Source organism: Arthrobacter sp. MDT1-49-2 (genome assembly GCF_059090185.1).
Window position 1 is genome coordinate 56,006 of record NZ_JBNHFK010000007.1, and the last position, 15,432, is coordinate 71,437.

Consider the following 15,432-nt stretch of genomic DNA (forward strand, 5'->3'; position numbering starts at 1 on the left):
CTAGGAGTTGGGGGCGCGGCCGCCGTAGTGTCCGGCCAGCCGGGCCATACCGTCTTCGATGGACACCTCGGGCGTCCAGTCCAGGACGGCGCGGGTCTCGCTCTGGTCGAACCAGTGCGAGGCGGAAAGCTGTTCGGCCAGGAAGCGGGTCATCGGCGGCTCGTCATGGACCAGCCCGCGCCTGCCTGCCGCCAGCCAGGCACGCTCAATCACGCTTCCGGCCTTTCGGGCAATTTTTCCGGGCACACTCCACCCGGGCGTCTTCACGCCCGCAGCGGCACAAATACCGGCAATCAGCTCTCCCACCGGGCGGGGCTGCCCGTTGGTCACCACCAGGGCCTTGCCCTGCGCTGCGTCCATCCGGTAAAGCCCGCGGACAATGGCGGCGGCGGCGTTATCGATGTAGGTGGTATCAATCAGGGCGGCACCGGCATCGAGCAGGGGCAGGCGCCCGGACCGGGCACGGTCGATCACCCGTTCCACCAGCTGGGTATCGCCGGGACCCCAGACAATGTGGGGCCGGATGGCCGTCACCCGGAAATCGCGCGAATTGGCGGCCAGGGCCAGCAGTTCGGCCTCGGCCTTGGATGCTGCGTAGAAGCCCCGGGCACGTGCCGGATCGGCCGTGCCTGCTCCGGCACCGGCAATCGGTTCACCGAAATGGGCCACCGAGGGCGAGGAAACGAAAACGACGTCGCGTACCCCGGCGGCACGGGCTGCCTTGAGGAGGACCTGGGTCCCCAAGATGTTGGTGTCCTCGAACTCCTGCCAGTCGCCCGTGAAGGACACCTTCGCAGCAAGATGGATCACGGCGTCCATGCCTTCGACGGCCCGGGCCGCGGCGGCAGGATCCGAGACGGACCCGGCCACGAAATCCGTGCCGTCCAGGCCCGGACGGCGCTGGAAAGTGCGGACCTTGTGGCCCTGGGCGGCCAGCAGATCGGCGACTGCGCCGCCGAGCAACCCGCTGGCACCGGTCACCAGGACATTGCGGGGGACCAGGCTCATCGGGATGCCCCTTCGAAGGCAGTCGCCGTGCCGGGAACAGGCGAGCCGGCAGCCGGAACAGCAGGACCGCCTTTCCCGTGCTTGCCCAGCTTCGGCACGGGACCGCCGGCCAGCAGCTGAGAGGCCCAGCCTGCCAGCGCCGTGCGGTCGATCTTGGAGTTGTGCCGGATATCGGTCGGCATGGCCGGAAGCACCAGCACCGCGGCGAGGTCATACCCGCACAGCTCAAGGACCCGGGAGCGTACAGCGGCGGCCAGCCCGGCATCCGCCGTACCCGCCCGGCGGACCGGGGGAGAGGTTTCCAGGACGGCTACGGGGACCTGCCTCCCGGCGGGACCGACGCCGACCACGGCTACACGGCCTACACCGTCGACGGTTTCCGCCGCCTGTTCCCCGGCCACCGGGGTGCGGACACCGCCCGCGGTGGTGAGGATATGTCCCAGACGCCCCTCCACCCAGAGCCGGCCGTCGTCGTCGAGGTGGCCGACGTCGCCGGTACGGTGCCAGCCGGGAATCGAGGAACTGTGCCGTTCGGTGATCCACAGCCGGTCATAGCGGTCCTTGACGTGCGGGGCGCTGACCAGGATTTCGCCGGTGCGGTTCGCGGCGGTCAGCGGCTCGCTGCCGACCGAGCCGTCCGGGAACACCTCGGCGATGGCCACCCGCGCACCGGACACCGGTGTTCCAACGCAGACGCCGTTGCCGGAACCGGCGGCACGGATGCCTTCCAGGCTGATGTCCGTCACCGGCAGGGCTTCGGTCATGCCGTAAGGGGTATGCAGGGCGGCGTTGGGAACCAGGTCCTGCACCCGGGCAAGGAGGGGTTCGGCAATGGGAGCCCCGGCAGAGAGCAGCACCTCCACCTTTTCCAGCGCTTTCTTCTGCACCGCGTCCAGCCCGTCGGAGGTGGCCAGCACGTTGGCCAGCGCGGCCGGAGAGGCGAAGACGGTGGTGGCGTTCACGGCCACGGCGGCGTCGGCGAGGGCGGCCGCCGTCAGGGTGCGCGGGGACGTGACATCCATGTCCGGGGTTACCGACGTCGCGCCCAGGGCGGGGCCAATCAGCGCGAACGGCGCGAACCCGGCCACGAGGGACGTGCCGGCGCGCAGGTGATAGGTGTTCCGGATGGCATCGCGCATCGCGGCCAGCTGCCGGTGCGTGTAGACCACGCCCTTGGCCGGTCCGGTGGAGCCGGAAGTGAACAGGACGGCGGCATCGGCGTCGGGATCCACGGGGTGCCACGGAACGTCGGAGCCTGCGCCGTCGGCAATCAGTTCCGCCACCGAGTGCTGAACGCCGAGCAGGCGCTTGCGGGCAGGGGAGAGCTCGTCGACGCTGATCCGGATCCCCGGCCAGCCGAAGGCCCGGGCACCGATGAGGGCCCGGTCAATACCGATCAGGAAGGCCGGCCCGGCGCCCTTGATCGCCCGGCCGAGTCCCTTGGTGCCCAGCCCGGCGTCGGCCACCACAATGACGGCGTTCAGGCGCAGGCAGGCGTAGATCAGCGAGGTCAGTTCAATGCCCGGCGGCACCAGCAGGTTCACCCGCGTGCCGGGGCGGACCCCGGCTGCAGCCAGGCCGGCGGCCAGGGCATTGACCCGTTCGGCAAGACCGGCCCAGGACAGGGTGCGGGGACCGGTGCCGTTGCCGTCCAGGGGTGCCATGTCGACGACGGCGGCACTCGTGTCGCCTGCCCGCTCGTCGAGTTCGGCCAGCATGGGGCGGAACGGTTCGCTGCGCCGCAGCGAGGTATCCGCCGGCGCTTCCACGGCGCTCTTCAGCCAGCTGAAAACCGGTGAGGCGATATCCACGTCTTCGGGCAGCAGGTGGCTTGCGCCCTCAAACCGGTGTACCGAGGAGGCAGGCATGCGCTCGAGCAGGTCACGCAGATACCGGTCGGAGAACACCGGGTCCTTGGGGCCCCAGAGGACCAGCGAGGGAACGTTGAGCCGGCGGATGCCGTCGGCCACGGCGTTGAGCGCACGCCAGCTCGGGTGCGTTTCATCGGCGGGGATGTCGGCGACGAAGTTTGCCACGCCCTGGCGGCGGACCGCGCTGCGGTACGGCAGGGAGAAGGCGTCCTTGACCGGGGTGCTCAGGGCAGGCTGTGCCAGGGAGTGCGTGACGCGGATGAAGGCGTCGGTGCTGCGGGTGCCCCACGGGTGGACGGCAGGATGCAACGCCAGCTTCAGGGCCGGCGGCAGGGAGAATCCGGCCGGATGGACCGCGGTGTTGGTCAGGATGGTACCGGCCAGCTGGCGGCGGTGCCGCAGCGCCCAGCCCAGGGAAATGACGCCTCCCCAGTCATGGCCGACGGTGACCACCGGCCCCGTGATGCCCAGGGTGTCCGTCAGGTTGCCGAGATCCGTGATCCGGTCCTCCAGGCGGCGGAAGACGCCGGTGCGGTCGGAGAAACCCATATCCAGCTGGTCAACGGCCACCACGCGCCACGGCTTCTCCGCCGTGGACCCGGCGGCCAGCAGGCTGCGCCAAAGGTAGGACCAGGTGGGGTTGCCGTGCACACACAGCAGGGTTCCCGCCGGTTCGATGCCTGCGGCGGCAAGCTGGGGGCCGTTATCGAGGATGTGCCACTTGTGCACGCTGCCGGGAACGTCGACGGCGGCGGTGGAGGGCACACGGACAAACGCGGACCAGGCGTGGGGTACGCCGGGCCAGAGCTCTTCTACCACGCGATCTCCATCATCGTGGTGTTCAGGCCGGAGCCCACGCCCATGCACAGCACCCGGTCGCCGGGGCTCAGGGTCCGCGATTCCTGGGCCAGGGTCATCGGCAGTGACGCCGGCCCCACATTGCCCCAGTTCGGGAAGGTGATCGGCACCTTTTCGCGGTCCAGGTCCACGGCCTTAATGATGGCGTTGGTGTAGGAATTGGACACCTGGTGGGTCACATAGCGGTCCATGCCGGTCCAGTTCCAGCCGTTCTCCTGTGCCTCGTTCCAGCCGTCCACCACCAGCTCCAGCCCGCCGTCCAGCAGGCCCTTGGTGTCCGTGTACATGCCGTCGACGCCGCCTACGCACAGCTCGTGATGCTGGGTGCCGGCGCGCGAAACGCCGCCGAGGATCCGGTGCGAACCGGGGTGCTTGTCCGCCCGGCCGATCACCGCTGCCGCTGCGCCGGAGCCCAGCGTGAGGGTGGCGAACTCCCGCAGGTAGTCCTCACGGGTGGAATCGGGACGGTTGAGCCGCTCGAAGGTGGCTTCCTGCACACCCTGGGAATCTTCGCCGGCCACAATCAGGGCATAGTTGATCTGCCCGGAATCGATCATGTTGGAGGCCAGGGTGATGCCGTTGACGAAGCCGAGGCATGCGTTGGCCAGGTCGAAGTTCATCGCCGAGGAGGGCAGCCCCAGGCCGTGGTGGATCTTCACGGCTACTGAAGGCTCGAGGTTCCGGCGGGTAACCGAAGTGTTGATCAGCAGGCCGATCTGGGAGGCGTCGACGCCGGATTCGGCCAGCGCTTTCGCTCCCGCTTCGATCGCGCCGTCGTCGAACGCGGAACCCGGGGCCCACCACCGGCGCTCGCTGACGCCGGCAACCCGTTCCAGCAGCCGTTTGGAAAGCCGCAGCCGCTTCAGCGAAGGCTCAAGCCGTTCGTCGAAGGAACTGGACGTCATTACCACCGGAGCTTCAACGCTGTTAACGCTGAGGATGGCCGAGTTGGAGTGCTGGAAGTTGAAGTTCCCGGTCAAAATGCCTGCCTTGTCTGATGATGTATCTATCGCGCTGGCGGCCGCCGTGAAGCCTGCATCCACGCCCTAAAATCATATGACTCATTTATCAGCGTACTTTCCGGCCCGGTGATTCAGCAGGGAAAAGCCGGATTACGCTCTCCGAGTAGAGCGGAATTTTGACGCTAACCGCGTAGATTTAGGAGATCAACCCCGGCAGGAGAGATTAACCCCAGTGCATCTGAAGACCCTGACCATGCGAGGCTTCAAGTCCTTCGCATCGGCCACCACCTTTGAGTTTGAACCCGGCGTGACAGCCGTGGTGGGCCCCAACGGTTCCGGGAAGTCCAACGTAGTGGATGCCCTGGCCTGGGTGATGGGGGAGCAGGGCGCGAAAACACTGCGCGGCGGGAAGATGGAGGATGTGATCTTTGCCGGCACCTCGGGCCGGCAGGCGCTGGGCCGGGCGCAGGTATCGCTGACCATCGACAACGCCGACGGCGCCCTGCCGATCGAATACTCCGAAGTCACCATCTCGCGCACCCTTTTCCGTGCCGGCGGATCCGAGTACGCGATCAACGGCAGCCCCTGCCGGCTGCTGGACATCCAGGAACTGCTCTCCGACTCCGGCCTGGGCCGTGAGATGCATGTCATCGTCGGGCAGGGCCAGCTGGACAAGGTGCTGCACGCGACGCCGGAGGAACGCCGCGGGTTTATCGAGGAGGCCGCCGGCATCCTCAAACACCGCCGGCGCAAGGAAAAAACGCTGCGCAAGCTCGAGGCCATGCAGGCCAACCTGGCGCGGGTGGCGGACCTGACTGCCGAACTGCGCCGCCAGCTCGGCCCGCTGGGCAAACAGGCGGCCGTGGCGCGCCGTGCCAAGACCGTGCAGCAGGATGTCCGCGACGCCCGCTCACGCCTGCTCGCTGATGATCTGGCCACCTTGAAGGCATCCTACGAAAAAGAGGCCGCAGATGAAGCGGCGCTCAAGGCACGGCGGGCGCAGGTCGAGGAGGCCGTAGCCGCCGGCCGGCTGCGGCAGTCGGAGCTGGAGGCGCTGGCCGCCCAGGCAGCTCCGGCGCTGAACGCCGCCCGGGAGACCTGGTATGAGCTGTCTTCGCTGCAGGAACGGTTCCGCTCGCTCGGCGCGCTCGCGGCTGAACGTGCCCGGCTGCTGGGGACCGAAGAGCCCGCAGCCGGTTCCGGCCGGGACCCGGAACAGCTGCTGGCCTCCGCGGAGCGGGTACGGGCGGACGCGGCGGCACTCGAAGCGGACATCCGCGACCGGCAGGCACGGCTGGAGGACGCCGTGGAAATCCGCGAGGACGCCGAGGAAGAGGCCGCTGCCGAGGAGAAACGCTTCGCTGCCGTGCTCCGTGCTGCGGCGGACCGCCGCGAGGGACTGGCCCGGCTGTCCGGGCAGGAGGAGGCGGCCCGCTCCCGGCTGGCCTCCGCACAGGCCGAACTGGAGCGGCTGCAGGCATCGATCACGGCGACCGGGGAACGCCGGGCAGCAGCACAGGCGGAGTTTGAGCAGCTGGAGGCTTCCGCCGCCGGCGCCGAAGCCGGTGAAGCGGACCTGGACGCCGGGTACGAGGCGGCCCAAGCAGAGCTGGACGCCGCCCGGGCAACGTTGGAACAGCTGGCGGGCACCCGGAATGAAGCGGTGCGCGAGATGGAGACACTGGCGGCGCGCCGGGAGGCACTCGCCGTCGGGCTGGATCGCCGCGACGGCAGCGGGGCGCTGCGCGAGGCCGAAGTGGCGGGTCTCCTGGCGCCGCTGGCGGACCTGATCAGCGTCAAGCCCGGGTACGAGCGGGCGGTCGCGGCGGCCCTGGGTGCTTCGGCGGATGCCCTGGCCGTGGAAGATCTGGACGCTGCTGCCCGGGCGCTGCGCCACCTCAAGGACACCGGCGGCGGGCAGGTCGAGCTGCTGCTGGGCGGGCTTCCGGCCGGGCAGGGGAACCCGCCCGCCGCGGACACTCCCGCCCTGGCGCCCGGGGCAATGCCGGTCCTGTCCCTGATCAGCGCCGACCCCAGGATGCAGGCAGCACTGAACGTGCTGTTGGCGGATACGGTGGCGGTGGAAACCCTGGATGATGCCGTGGCACTGGTCACCGCCCGGCCGGCCGCCACCGCCGTGACCCCGGAAGGGGACGTGCTGACCGCCTTCAGCGCCCGCGGCGGATCAGCCTCGGCGCCGGGGCTCATCGAGATCCAGGCCGCGGTGGAGGAGACCGATGCCCGGCTGGCCGCTGCGCGGAGCCGGGCGGAGCAGGCCGGTGCAGGCATGGCCGAGGCGGAAGCCCGGGTCGACGCCTGCCGGGCCCGCAGCAAAGCAGCGCTGTCCGCACTGCACGAGTCCGATGCCCGGCTGGCCGCCGTTGCCGAGCGCCTTGGCACACTGGCCTCCGCGGTCAGGGCCGCCACGGGCGAAGCCGAACGCCTTGCCGCGCTGGTGGCCACTGCGGAGGCAAATGTGGCGGACGCGGAAGAGCACCTGGCAACGGTGTCCGGCAGGCTTGCCGCCGCCGGGCAGGAACAGCTGCCCGACGCGGAACCGTCCGCCGCCGAGCGCGACGCGCTGGCGCTGCGGGCGGCCTCGGCCCGCCGGGCGGAAATGGATGCCCGGCTGGCGCTGCGGTCAGCGGAGGAGCAGCTGAAGGCAGTGTCCGGGCGGGCAGAATCGCTGGAACGGGCGGCAGCGGCAGAACAGCGGGCAAGGGCGGCAGCAGCTGAACGCGCCCGGCACCGTGCCCGGCAGCAGGCCCGGGCTGAAGCCGTGGCCGCCGCGGCCGAGACTGTGCTGGCCCGCCTGCAGCACTCGTTGTCGCTCGCGGCGGAGGAAAGGGACCGCGCCGAGGCGACCCGAGCCGCGCGCGACGCCGAACTCTCGTCCGTGCGCGCAGCCAACGTTGAAGCCGCAGCCGAGCTTGCCGGGCTCACCGACTCCGTGCACCGGGATGAACTCAACCGTGCCCAGCACGCCCTGCGGATCGAGGCACTGGAAGCCCGCGCACTGGAAGAGCTGGGCGTCACCGCCGAGCACCTGCTGGCCCATTTCGGCCCCGACCAGCCGGTCCCGGTGCCGGCGGAAGCCGAAGGCGCCGGAGCGGACAAATGGGCGGCACTGCACATCCCGGTGGACGAGGACGGCAATCCACTCATGCAGGGCGTCCCCTATGTGCGGGCCGAACAGGAAAAGCGGCTGAAACGGGCGCAGCGGGACCTGGCCGCCCTGGGCAAGGTCAACCCGCTCGCCCTGGAGGAATTCGCCGCGTTGGAGGAACGCCACCAGTTCCTCTCCACCCAGCTGGAGGATCTGAAAGCCACCCGCCGGGACCTGCTGGACATCATTGCGGACGTCGACCGCCGGGTGGAGGAAGTCTTCACGGCCGCCTACCGCGACACCGCCGAACAGTTTGAACACGTGTTTGCGCGGCTGTTCCCGGGCGGCGAGGGCCGCCTGGTGCTCACCGAACCGGAGAACATGCTGACCACCGGCATCGAAGTGCAGGCGCGGCCGGCCGGCAAAAAGATCAAGCGGCTTTCGCTGCTGTCCGGGGGAGAGAGGTCGCTGACCGCAGTGGCGCTGCTGGTGGCCATCTTCAAGGCCAGGCCCTCACCGTTCTACGTCATGGACGAAGTGGAGGCGGCGCTCGATGATACGAACCTCGGCCGGCTCATCGGCATCTTCGAGGAGCTGCGTGAATCCAGCCAGCTGATTGTCATCACGCACCAGAAACGCACCATGGAGGTGGCGGACGCCCTCTACGGCGTGACGATGCGCGGCGACGGCGTTTCGACCGTCATCAGCCAGCGGATCGAACGCGGGACCGGCAGCTGACCCCGGGACCGGCAGCTGACCGCGGTACGGCGGGCCGCGCCGGGCCGCGGTAGCTAGCGGGCGTACCGGGCGGTGAAGTTGGCCAGCACCTGCGGAGGCACGTGCACCGCCGAGCCGCGGACGGCCTCCATGACGGTCTCCGCTTCCTCCGGCGGGAAATATCCGGCGTGCCGGTACACGGATATCCGGGTCAGCAGACCGGCCACATCCAGTTCCGGATGGAACTGGGTGGCGTACAGGTTGGACTTGATCCGGAACATCTGGACCGGGCAGGTGGCCGATCCCGCCAGGTTCACCGCATGCGGCGGCAGCTCGGCCACGGCTTCCTTGTGCCCCACATAGGCCGCGAAACTGTCCGGAACCCCGTCCAGCAGCGGATCCCGCCGGCCCTCGGCGGTCAGCCGGACCTCCACCGGTCCGATGGGCTCGCCGTAGCGGCGGTCCACCGTGCCGCCCTGGTGCCGGCCCAGCGTTCCCACGCCGTAACAGGCGCCGAAGAACGGGAAGTCGCGGGCGACGACGTCGTCCAGCAGCTTTGCGAGTTCTGCCTCCACCCGCAGCTGCACTGCGGATTTGGACTCCTCCGGGTCGCTGGAATTGAAGGGGCTGCCCCCGACGATGATGCCGCTGTACTCGTCCAGGTTCACCGGCGGCAGCGGCTCCTTTTCCAGCCGGACCCGGTGCAGCTGCTCTTCGGCCAGGCCGCCGAAGCGAAGGAACGAGGCATACTCCTCATCGGCGGCCTCATCTTCGGCGCGGGTGGCAACAAGCAGGAAAGGCTTCATTCCTCGATGGTAGTGCGGGCCTCGGCGGCCTTGCGCGAAGGCAGGGTTTCCCGCGCGGCCAGCCAGGCGACGAACGCCATGGCCACAATGCCGCCGGTCACCCCGAAGGCCCACGAGTAGCCCAGGGAATCCGCGAGCATGCCCGCCAGCACCGGCCCGGCGATGGCGCCGGTGTCACTGGCCATCTGGAAGGTGGCCAGGACCTTGCCGCCGCTGCGGCCGTTGCCGATGATGTCGCCGACAGCGGCCTGCTGGGCCGGGTTGAGCAGGCCGGTGCCCATGCCGGCGATGACGGAGATGATCAGGAATTCGGTCACGCTGGAGCTGAAACCGATCATCGCCGTGGCCACGGCGTTCACTGCCAGCCCGATCAGCAGCAGCGGGCGGCGGCCCCAGCTGTCGGCCAGCCGTCCGGAGAACGTCAGGACGGCGGCGGTGCCCACGGCGAAGGCGGTCAGGGAAATGCCGGCCACCTCGGGCCCGGCGGACAGGGCGGCAGCGGCGAACAGGGGCACCAGGGCATTCCGGACGCCGAAGGAGGACCAGCCGTTGGCGAAGGAGGAGACCAGGGCGCCCCGGTACGCCGAATCGCGGAGCGCTTCCCGTACGGTCAGGACCGGCAGGGCGGCGGGCTTGGCTTCCTCCACACCGGGGGCGGGCCGGGCGTCCTTGAGCCGCAGGTACACCACCCCGGCCGCCACCACCAGGGCGCCGGCATAGACCAGGAACGGGATGCGCAGGCCGAAACCTGCCAGCAGGCCGCCGAGCAGCGGCCCGCCGATATTGCCGAGCAGGAAGGACGAGGCATAGGCGCTGGACACCCGTCCGCGGACTTCAGGGGGTGCAAGCCGGATGATGAGCGCCATGGCGGAAATGGTGAACATGGTGGAGCCGATGCCGCCCAGGCCGCGGAAGACCAGCAGCTGCCAGTAGCTCTGGGCGAAGGCGCAGGCGGCCGTGGACAGCGCCACGATCAGCAGGCCGGCAATGTACACCGGGCGTTCACCGAGTTTTTCCAGCAGCACGCCGCCGGCCGGGGCGAACACCAGCCGGGTGAAGGCGAAGGCGCTGACGATTACCGACGACGCCGTGACGCCTACGTCGAAACTCAGGGCGAACTGCGGCAGTACCGGGGCCACAATGCCGAAGCCGAGGGCAATGACGAAGGCGGCCGCGATGAGGACCTTGATTTCCTGCGGGATTCGGATTCGGGGAGTGCGCACCATAATAAGCTGATTCTCTCAGATGCCCGGGTGGGCCGTGAGCGGCATATGAGAAGCTTGGAAGCGTGAATGAGACCCTATCGATAGTGATCTACGTCCTCGTCGCCCTGGCTGTGGTCGGCTCTGTGGCTGCGCTGCTGGTAAGGACCCGGCGCACCCCCAAGAGCATGTATCCCACCCGGCGCGACGCCAATGATCCGGTCACCGGATCCGGCGCCGGCACCGACACCCTGGAAGCGCCGCCGGGGGAGACCGGCGTCGTTGTTCCCGACGACCTCCGCGACCTGGAGGAAACCCCCGCCCCGCCGGCCCGGACCATCGAGACGCCGGAACCGGTACAGGGCCGCCTGGCCCGGCTGCGGGCACGGCTGGCCAAATCCAACAACGCTCTGGGCAAGGCGCTGCTGGCCCTGCTTTCCAGTGACAAGATCGACGAAGACGTCTGGGATGAGATTGAGGAAACCCTGCTCCTCGCCGATCTCGGCACCGAACCCACCATGGAACTGGTGGACGCGCTGCGCTCACGGGTGAAGGTCTCCGGCAGCCAGGACCCGCAGGAAGTCCACGCCATGCTGCGCGAGGAACTGATCAAGCTGGTCGATCCGACCATGGACCGCTCCCTCGCCGTCGAGCGCCACGCCGAGACTCCGGCCGTGGTGATGGTGGTGGGCGTCAACGGCGTCGGCAAGACCACCACGGTGGGCAAGCTGGCCCGCGTCCTGGTGGCCGAGGATAAGGATGTGCTGCTGGGCGCCGCGGATACCTTCCGCGCCGCAGCGGCCGAGCAGCTGGCCACCTGGGGCCAGCGAGTGGGCGTACCCACCGTGCGCTCGGAGATTGACGGCGCGGACCCGGCATCGGTGGCCTTCGAAGCGGTCAAGGCCGGCATCGACGGTGAAGTGGACGTGGTGCTCATCGACACCGCCGGGCGGCTGCAGAACAAGGTCGGCCTGATGGACGAGCTCGGCAAGGTCAAGCGCGTCATTGAGAAGCAGGCCGCCGTGGACGAGGTCCTGCTGGTCCTGGACGCCACCACCGGGCAGAACGGCCTGACCCAGGCGAAGGTCTTCGCCGAGGTGGTCAACATCTCCGGCATTGTCCTGACAAAGCTGGACGGCACCGCCAAGGGCGGAATCGTCGTCGCCATCCAGCGCACCCTGGGCGTGCCCGTCAAGCTGGTCGGCCTGGGCGAAGGCGCCGATGACCTGGCACCCTTCGAAGCCGAGAGCTTCGTGGACGCACTGCTGAGCTAGCCGCAGGTCCCCAAAGACAATGCCCCGCCCTCCACAAGGAGGGCGGGGCATTGCGCTGTCCGGAGCACGGACACCGTGCGCGGACGTGCCTTAGAACGTGAAGTTCAGGACCGTGACCGTCCCGGCCGTCAGCGGGAAGGTCTGGGTGCTGGACCCGTACGCAAACCCGGGGACGGTCAGCCGCTCCGCTGCCGGGGTCCCCTCCGCGGGCGCCCCGTCAATGAGAGTGCCGTCCTGGGCACCGTACGCCGGGCCGGTCATCTGCGACATGGTGCCGGTGAGGGCCTTGCCCGGCAGCTCCAGCGTGACCTGGGCCTGGGCGTCCGTCTCCGGATTGTGGTTGTTCACCACCACAACACTGATGCTGCCGTCCGCGTGGCGGACGGCGTAGGGGTAGGCCAGGTCACCCGATGCAGTCTCCAGCTTGAGGAAGTCTCCGGCGGGCATCTCGGCGACCATGGACAGGCCGTAGTAGTTCGCCCGCTCGTCCACGCGCCCGTTGGGCTGAAGGTATTCCCCGCCGATGCAGATGGCAGACATGGGCGGACCGCCGGTGCAGGTGATGAGGGAGCTGTGGAAGCTGACGCGGGAAATCCCCAGCTGCGCCGCGCTCAGGGCGTAGTCGGCGCTCCACAGTGCCGAGGCGTGGGTTTTCGTGGTCTCGTTGGAACCGGGGCATGCTGACACGCCGGTTTCCGGGATCCAGGTCTCCAATCCGTTGGCGAGGGCCGGTTTCAGGGCTTCACTCCGGAAGTTGTTGCCATGGTCGTGGATGTGCCGGTTGGTCAGGTTGGACATGACCGGCTTGCCCAGCGGGTCGGACCCCTCGCAGGAGGACAGCGGGTAATGATGGAAGGAAAGGATCCTCTCCTGCGGCAGGGGAGTCTCGGCAAAAGCCTTCCACCAGGACGACTCGTAGGTTCCCGGCCCGATAATCGGGACCTCGGGGGCCACAGCGTAAATGGCGTCGGCGTAGGCCTTCAGCTCGGTGAGGTAGTCCGGGATCCCGTACCCGGAACCGCGCAGGCCCGTTTTGGCGAACCCGTTGGGCTCATTGCCCACAGTGATGCCGGTCAGGCGCTCGCCGAAGGCGGCAGAGGCGGCCTTGGCCATATCGGCAGCCCGGGCCGGATCGTAGTTACCCAGATCCACGGTCAGGGCAATCTCGCCGTCCACCGCTTCCAGGAGGGTGTTGACCCGCTGCAGGTCCGCGGGGGTTACGGCACGCACGGGGTGGGCCTTGTCCCCCTTGAGGTTCCCCGGGATGGCTTCGCCGGTGGAAGTCCAGAAGAACCGGCGGTCCACGGCGTTGCCGCCGAAACGCAGCAGCGGCCGTCCGAGGCCGGACAGCGACTCCACCATTTCCGGGTTATCGCCGGACAGGGACGGATCGGCCAGGTCGGTGGCCTCCAGCGAGAGGCCCACGAGGCCGTCGGGAAGGAACGTTCCGGTGGTTTCCGCGGCGATCTTGACTGAGAGCGGCGCCACCGGGTTCAGGGGTGAGCCGGCCGGGGGACCGGCCTGCTGGTAATAGCTGAACTCGGGAGCGGGAGGAAGCGTGGGAGCGGATTCAACGCTGAAGGTGGCCCCGGTGGGCCCTGCGGCGGGAGCTTCGTCGCCGTCCAGGAGAACCGGGACGGTGACGGCGGCCGCTGCTGCGACGGCCAGTGCGGCGGCGCCGGCAAGCAGTTTTTTCCTGCGGGGCTTCCGGCGCTCTCCGGGAGCGGCGTCACGGTCGGTGGGGAGGTCTTGTGGCACGGATGGTCCTTCGGTTTGAGACAGTGCCACCAATCCTGCCACAGGGACTCTCCGCATCCTGCGGCCATGCGGGCGCCTGCCCGGCGAAACCTCCCCGAAACCGGACCGACACGGGCCTTTTACCGGAACCCGGGCTTTGTAACCTCCCGGCAACACCATCAGGCACACCCGGAAATCTGGCCCCGGCAGAGTTCTTTCCAGGCGGGAAAGGCCCGCCAAAGGTGAAGGGACGTGAAGATGGATCTGTCAGCAGGTCACGTCTGGGTGATGGTTTCAGCGGCGCTCGTGCTGCTTATGACACCGGGGGTGGCATTCTTTTACGGCGGCATGACCCGCGCCAAGGCTGCACTGAACATGATGATGATGAGCTTTGTCTCCATCGGACTCGTGGGTGTGGTCTGGGTGCTCTGGGGCTTCTCCATGACGGGCGGCGACGGCTTCGCGGGCCTGTTCGGCAACCCCTTCACCTCCTTCGGGCTGGAAGACATTCTCGGCACCGAGGACCTGATCAGTGCCGGCTACGGGGCCACCTTCGCCATCATTACCGTGGCCCTGATCAGCGGTGCGATAGCGGACCGCACCAAGTTCGGTGCCTGGGCGGTGTTCGTGCCCATCTGGGTGACACTGGTCTACTGCCCGGTGGCCTACATGGTCTGGGGCGGCGGACTACTGAGCGCCGAGGGCGCGGTGGGCTCCGTCGTGGGTGAGGCGATCGACTTCGCAGGCGGCACGGTGGTCCACATCAACGCCGGCGTCGCCGGCCTGGTGCTGGCCCTGATCATCGGCAAGCGCAAGGGATTCGGCAAGGATCCGAGCCAGCGCCCGCACAACATCCCCTTCGTGATGCTCGGCGCAACCCTGCTGTGGTTCGGCTGGTTCGGTTTCAACGGCGGGGCCGCCGGTTCCGCCGAAGAGGCAGGCCTGATCTGGATCAACACCCTGGCCGCTCCCGCAGCAGCCATGCTCGGCTGGCTGCTGACCGAACGGATCCGCGACGGACGTGCCACGTCGCTGGGCGCCGCCTCAGGTGTGGTGGCCGGCCTGGTAGCCATCACCCCGGCCTGCGCCAACGTCAGCCCGCTGGCCGCCGTGGGGCTGGGACTGGTTGCCGGTGTGCTGGCGGCCCTGGCCGTCGGACTGAAGTACCGCTTCGGTTATGACGACTCACTGGACGTCGTCGGCGTGCACCTCGTGGCGGGCCTGGTGGGCACCCTCGCCCTGGGCTTCATTGCACTGCCGGTCGACGGCACCGGCGGCGGCCTGTTCTACGGCGGCGGACTTGCCCAGCTCGGCGCCCAGCTCGCCGCAGCCCTGATCGCCATCGTTTACGCCGCGGTGCTGACCCTCGTCATTGGCCTGGCCATCCACAAGACCATGGGCTTCCGGGTATCCGAAGAAGCCGAGGTCAACGGCGTGGACCTGAGCGAACACGCGGAAACCGCCTACGAATTCGGCGGCCTGGGTACCGGCGGATCCTTTACGCCCTTCCCCGAATCAGCACGCACCACCACCAAGGAGACGGTCAACTCATGAAACTCGTAACCGCGATTGTCCGCCCGGAGAAGCTGGACGCCGTCCGGGGGAGCCTGGAGAGCTACGGAGTCCAGGGACTCACGGTCAGCTCAGCCAACGGCTACGGCCGCCAGCGGGGCCACACCGAGGTGTACCGCGGCGCGGAGTACACCGTGGACCTGCTGCCCAAAGTGCGGGTGGAGGTGCTGGTGGCCAACGAATGGGTCAATGACATTGTTGATGTCCTGGTATCCACCGCCAATACCGGCCGGGCCGGCGACGGCAAAGTGTGGGTGGTGAACGTGGAGGAGGCCCTGCGGGTCCGAACAGGTGAGCGCGGGGACAGCGCCCTCTAAAG

The 15,432-nt window shown here is 68.7% G+C and carries 10 protein-coding genes; 4 read left to right on the top strand and 6 right to left on the bottom strand.

Annotated elements, in window-relative coordinates:
* Genes AC5RTS_RS10910 through AC5RTS_RS10920 form a run of 3 tightly spaced genes read right to left on the bottom strand, consistent with a single transcriptional unit; the run spans position 1 to position 4,717 of the window.
* Positions 1 to 1,008, bottom strand: a complete 1,008-nt coding sequence (locus AC5RTS_RS10910; protein ID WP_493992058.1) for an NAD-dependent epimerase/dehydratase family protein — start codon at positions 1,006 to 1,008, stop codon at positions 1 to 3.
* Complete coding sequence (locus AC5RTS_RS10915) at positions 1,005 to 3,698, bottom strand: alpha/beta fold hydrolase (RefSeq protein WP_493992059.1); 2,694 nt, start codon at positions 3,696 to 3,698, stop codon at positions 1,005 to 1,007. Before AC5RTS_RS10915 ends, AC5RTS_RS10910 begins: the two co-directional genes overlap by 4 nt.
* Positions 3,692 to 4,717 carry a 3-oxoacyl-ACP synthase III gene (locus AC5RTS_RS10920; RefSeq protein ID WP_493992060.1) on the bottom strand — a complete coding sequence of 342 codons (1,026 nt, stop codon included), beginning with the start codon at positions 4,715 to 4,717 and terminating at the stop codon, positions 3,692 to 3,694. Before AC5RTS_RS10920 ends, AC5RTS_RS10915 begins: the two co-directional genes overlap by 7 nt.
* A 214-nt stretch (positions 4,718 to 4,931) precedes the next feature.
* On the opposite strand from AC5RTS_RS10920, the gene smc reads away from it, so the two are divergent.
* Positions 4,932 to 8,543 (top strand): chromosome segregation protein SMC, encoded by a 3,612-nt coding sequence (gene smc / locus AC5RTS_RS10925; RefSeq protein WP_493992061.1) that lies wholly within the window; start codon positions 4,932 to 4,934, stop codon positions 8,541 to 8,543.
* Positions 8,544 to 8,596: 53 nt separating this feature from the next.
* On the opposite strand, the gene AC5RTS_RS10930 is transcribed toward smc, so the two are convergent.
* On the bottom strand, positions 8,597 to 9,328 hold the full coding sequence (locus AC5RTS_RS10930) for a glutamine amidotransferase (RefSeq protein ID WP_493992062.1): 732 nt from the start codon (positions 9,326 to 9,328) through the stop codon (positions 8,597 to 8,599).
* A complete protein-coding gene (locus AC5RTS_RS10935; protein ID WP_493992063.1) occupies positions 9,325 to 10,554 on the bottom strand; it encodes an MFS transporter in 1,230 nt (409 codons plus the stop codon). Before AC5RTS_RS10935 ends, AC5RTS_RS10930 begins: the two co-directional genes overlap by 4 nt.
* Positions 10,555 to 10,616: 62 nt before the next feature.
* Between AC5RTS_RS10935 and ftsY the strand changes: the two genes are divergently transcribed.
* On the top strand, positions 10,617 to 11,804 hold the full coding sequence (gene ftsY, locus AC5RTS_RS10940) for a signal recognition particle-docking protein FtsY (protein ID WP_493992064.1): 1,188 nt from the start codon (positions 10,617 to 10,619) through the stop codon (positions 11,802 to 11,804).
* A 90-nt stretch (positions 11,805 to 11,894) separates the two neighbouring features.
* Here the strand turns inward: ftsY and AC5RTS_RS10945 are convergent, their stop codons facing one another.
* A complete protein-coding gene (locus AC5RTS_RS10945) occupies positions 11,895 to 13,562 on the bottom strand; it encodes a hypothetical protein (protein WP_493992065.1) in 1,668 nt (555 codons plus the stop codon).
* A gap of 237 nt (positions 13,563 to 13,799) precedes the next feature.
* Here AC5RTS_RS10945 and AC5RTS_RS10950 point away from each other — a divergent pair, with 237 nt between their 5' ends.
* Together AC5RTS_RS10950 and AC5RTS_RS10955 are read left to right on the top strand one after the other, a co-directional pair.
* Entirely contained in the window at positions 13,800 to 15,095 is a 1,296-nt protein-coding gene (locus AC5RTS_RS10950; RefSeq protein WP_493992066.1) for an ammonium transporter, read from the top strand.
* On the top strand, positions 15,092 to 15,430 hold the full coding sequence (locus tag AC5RTS_RS10955) for a P-II family nitrogen regulator (RefSeq protein ID WP_227911708.1): 339 nt from the start codon (positions 15,092 to 15,094) through the stop codon (positions 15,428 to 15,430). The genes AC5RTS_RS10950 and AC5RTS_RS10955 overlap by 4 nt, the downstream gene beginning before the upstream one ends.
* Positions 15,431 to 15,432 lie beyond the last annotated feature (2 nt).

Excerpts from the sequence above, each read along its gene's own strand:
- AC5RTS_RS10910 (WP_493992058.1), bottom strand. The coding sequence starts at position 1,008 with ATGAGCCTGGTCCCCCGCAATGTCCTGGTGACCGGTGCCAGCGGGTTG.
- AC5RTS_RS10930 (WP_493992062.1), bottom strand. The coding sequence starts at position 9,328 with ATGAAGCCTTTCCTGCTTGTTGCCACCCGCGCCGAAGATGAGGCCGCC.
- AC5RTS_RS10935 (WP_493992063.1), bottom strand. The coding sequence starts at position 10,554 with ATGGTGCGCACTCCCCGAATCCGAATCCCGCAGGAAATCAAGGTCCTC.
- AC5RTS_RS10950 (WP_493992066.1), top strand. The coding sequence starts at position 13,800 with ATGGATCTGTCAGCAGGTCACGTCTGGGTGATGGTTTCAGCGGCGCTC.
- AC5RTS_RS10955 (WP_227911708.1), top strand. The coding sequence starts at position 15,092 with ATGAAACTCGTAACCGCGATTGTCCGCCCGGAGAAGCTGGACGCCGTC.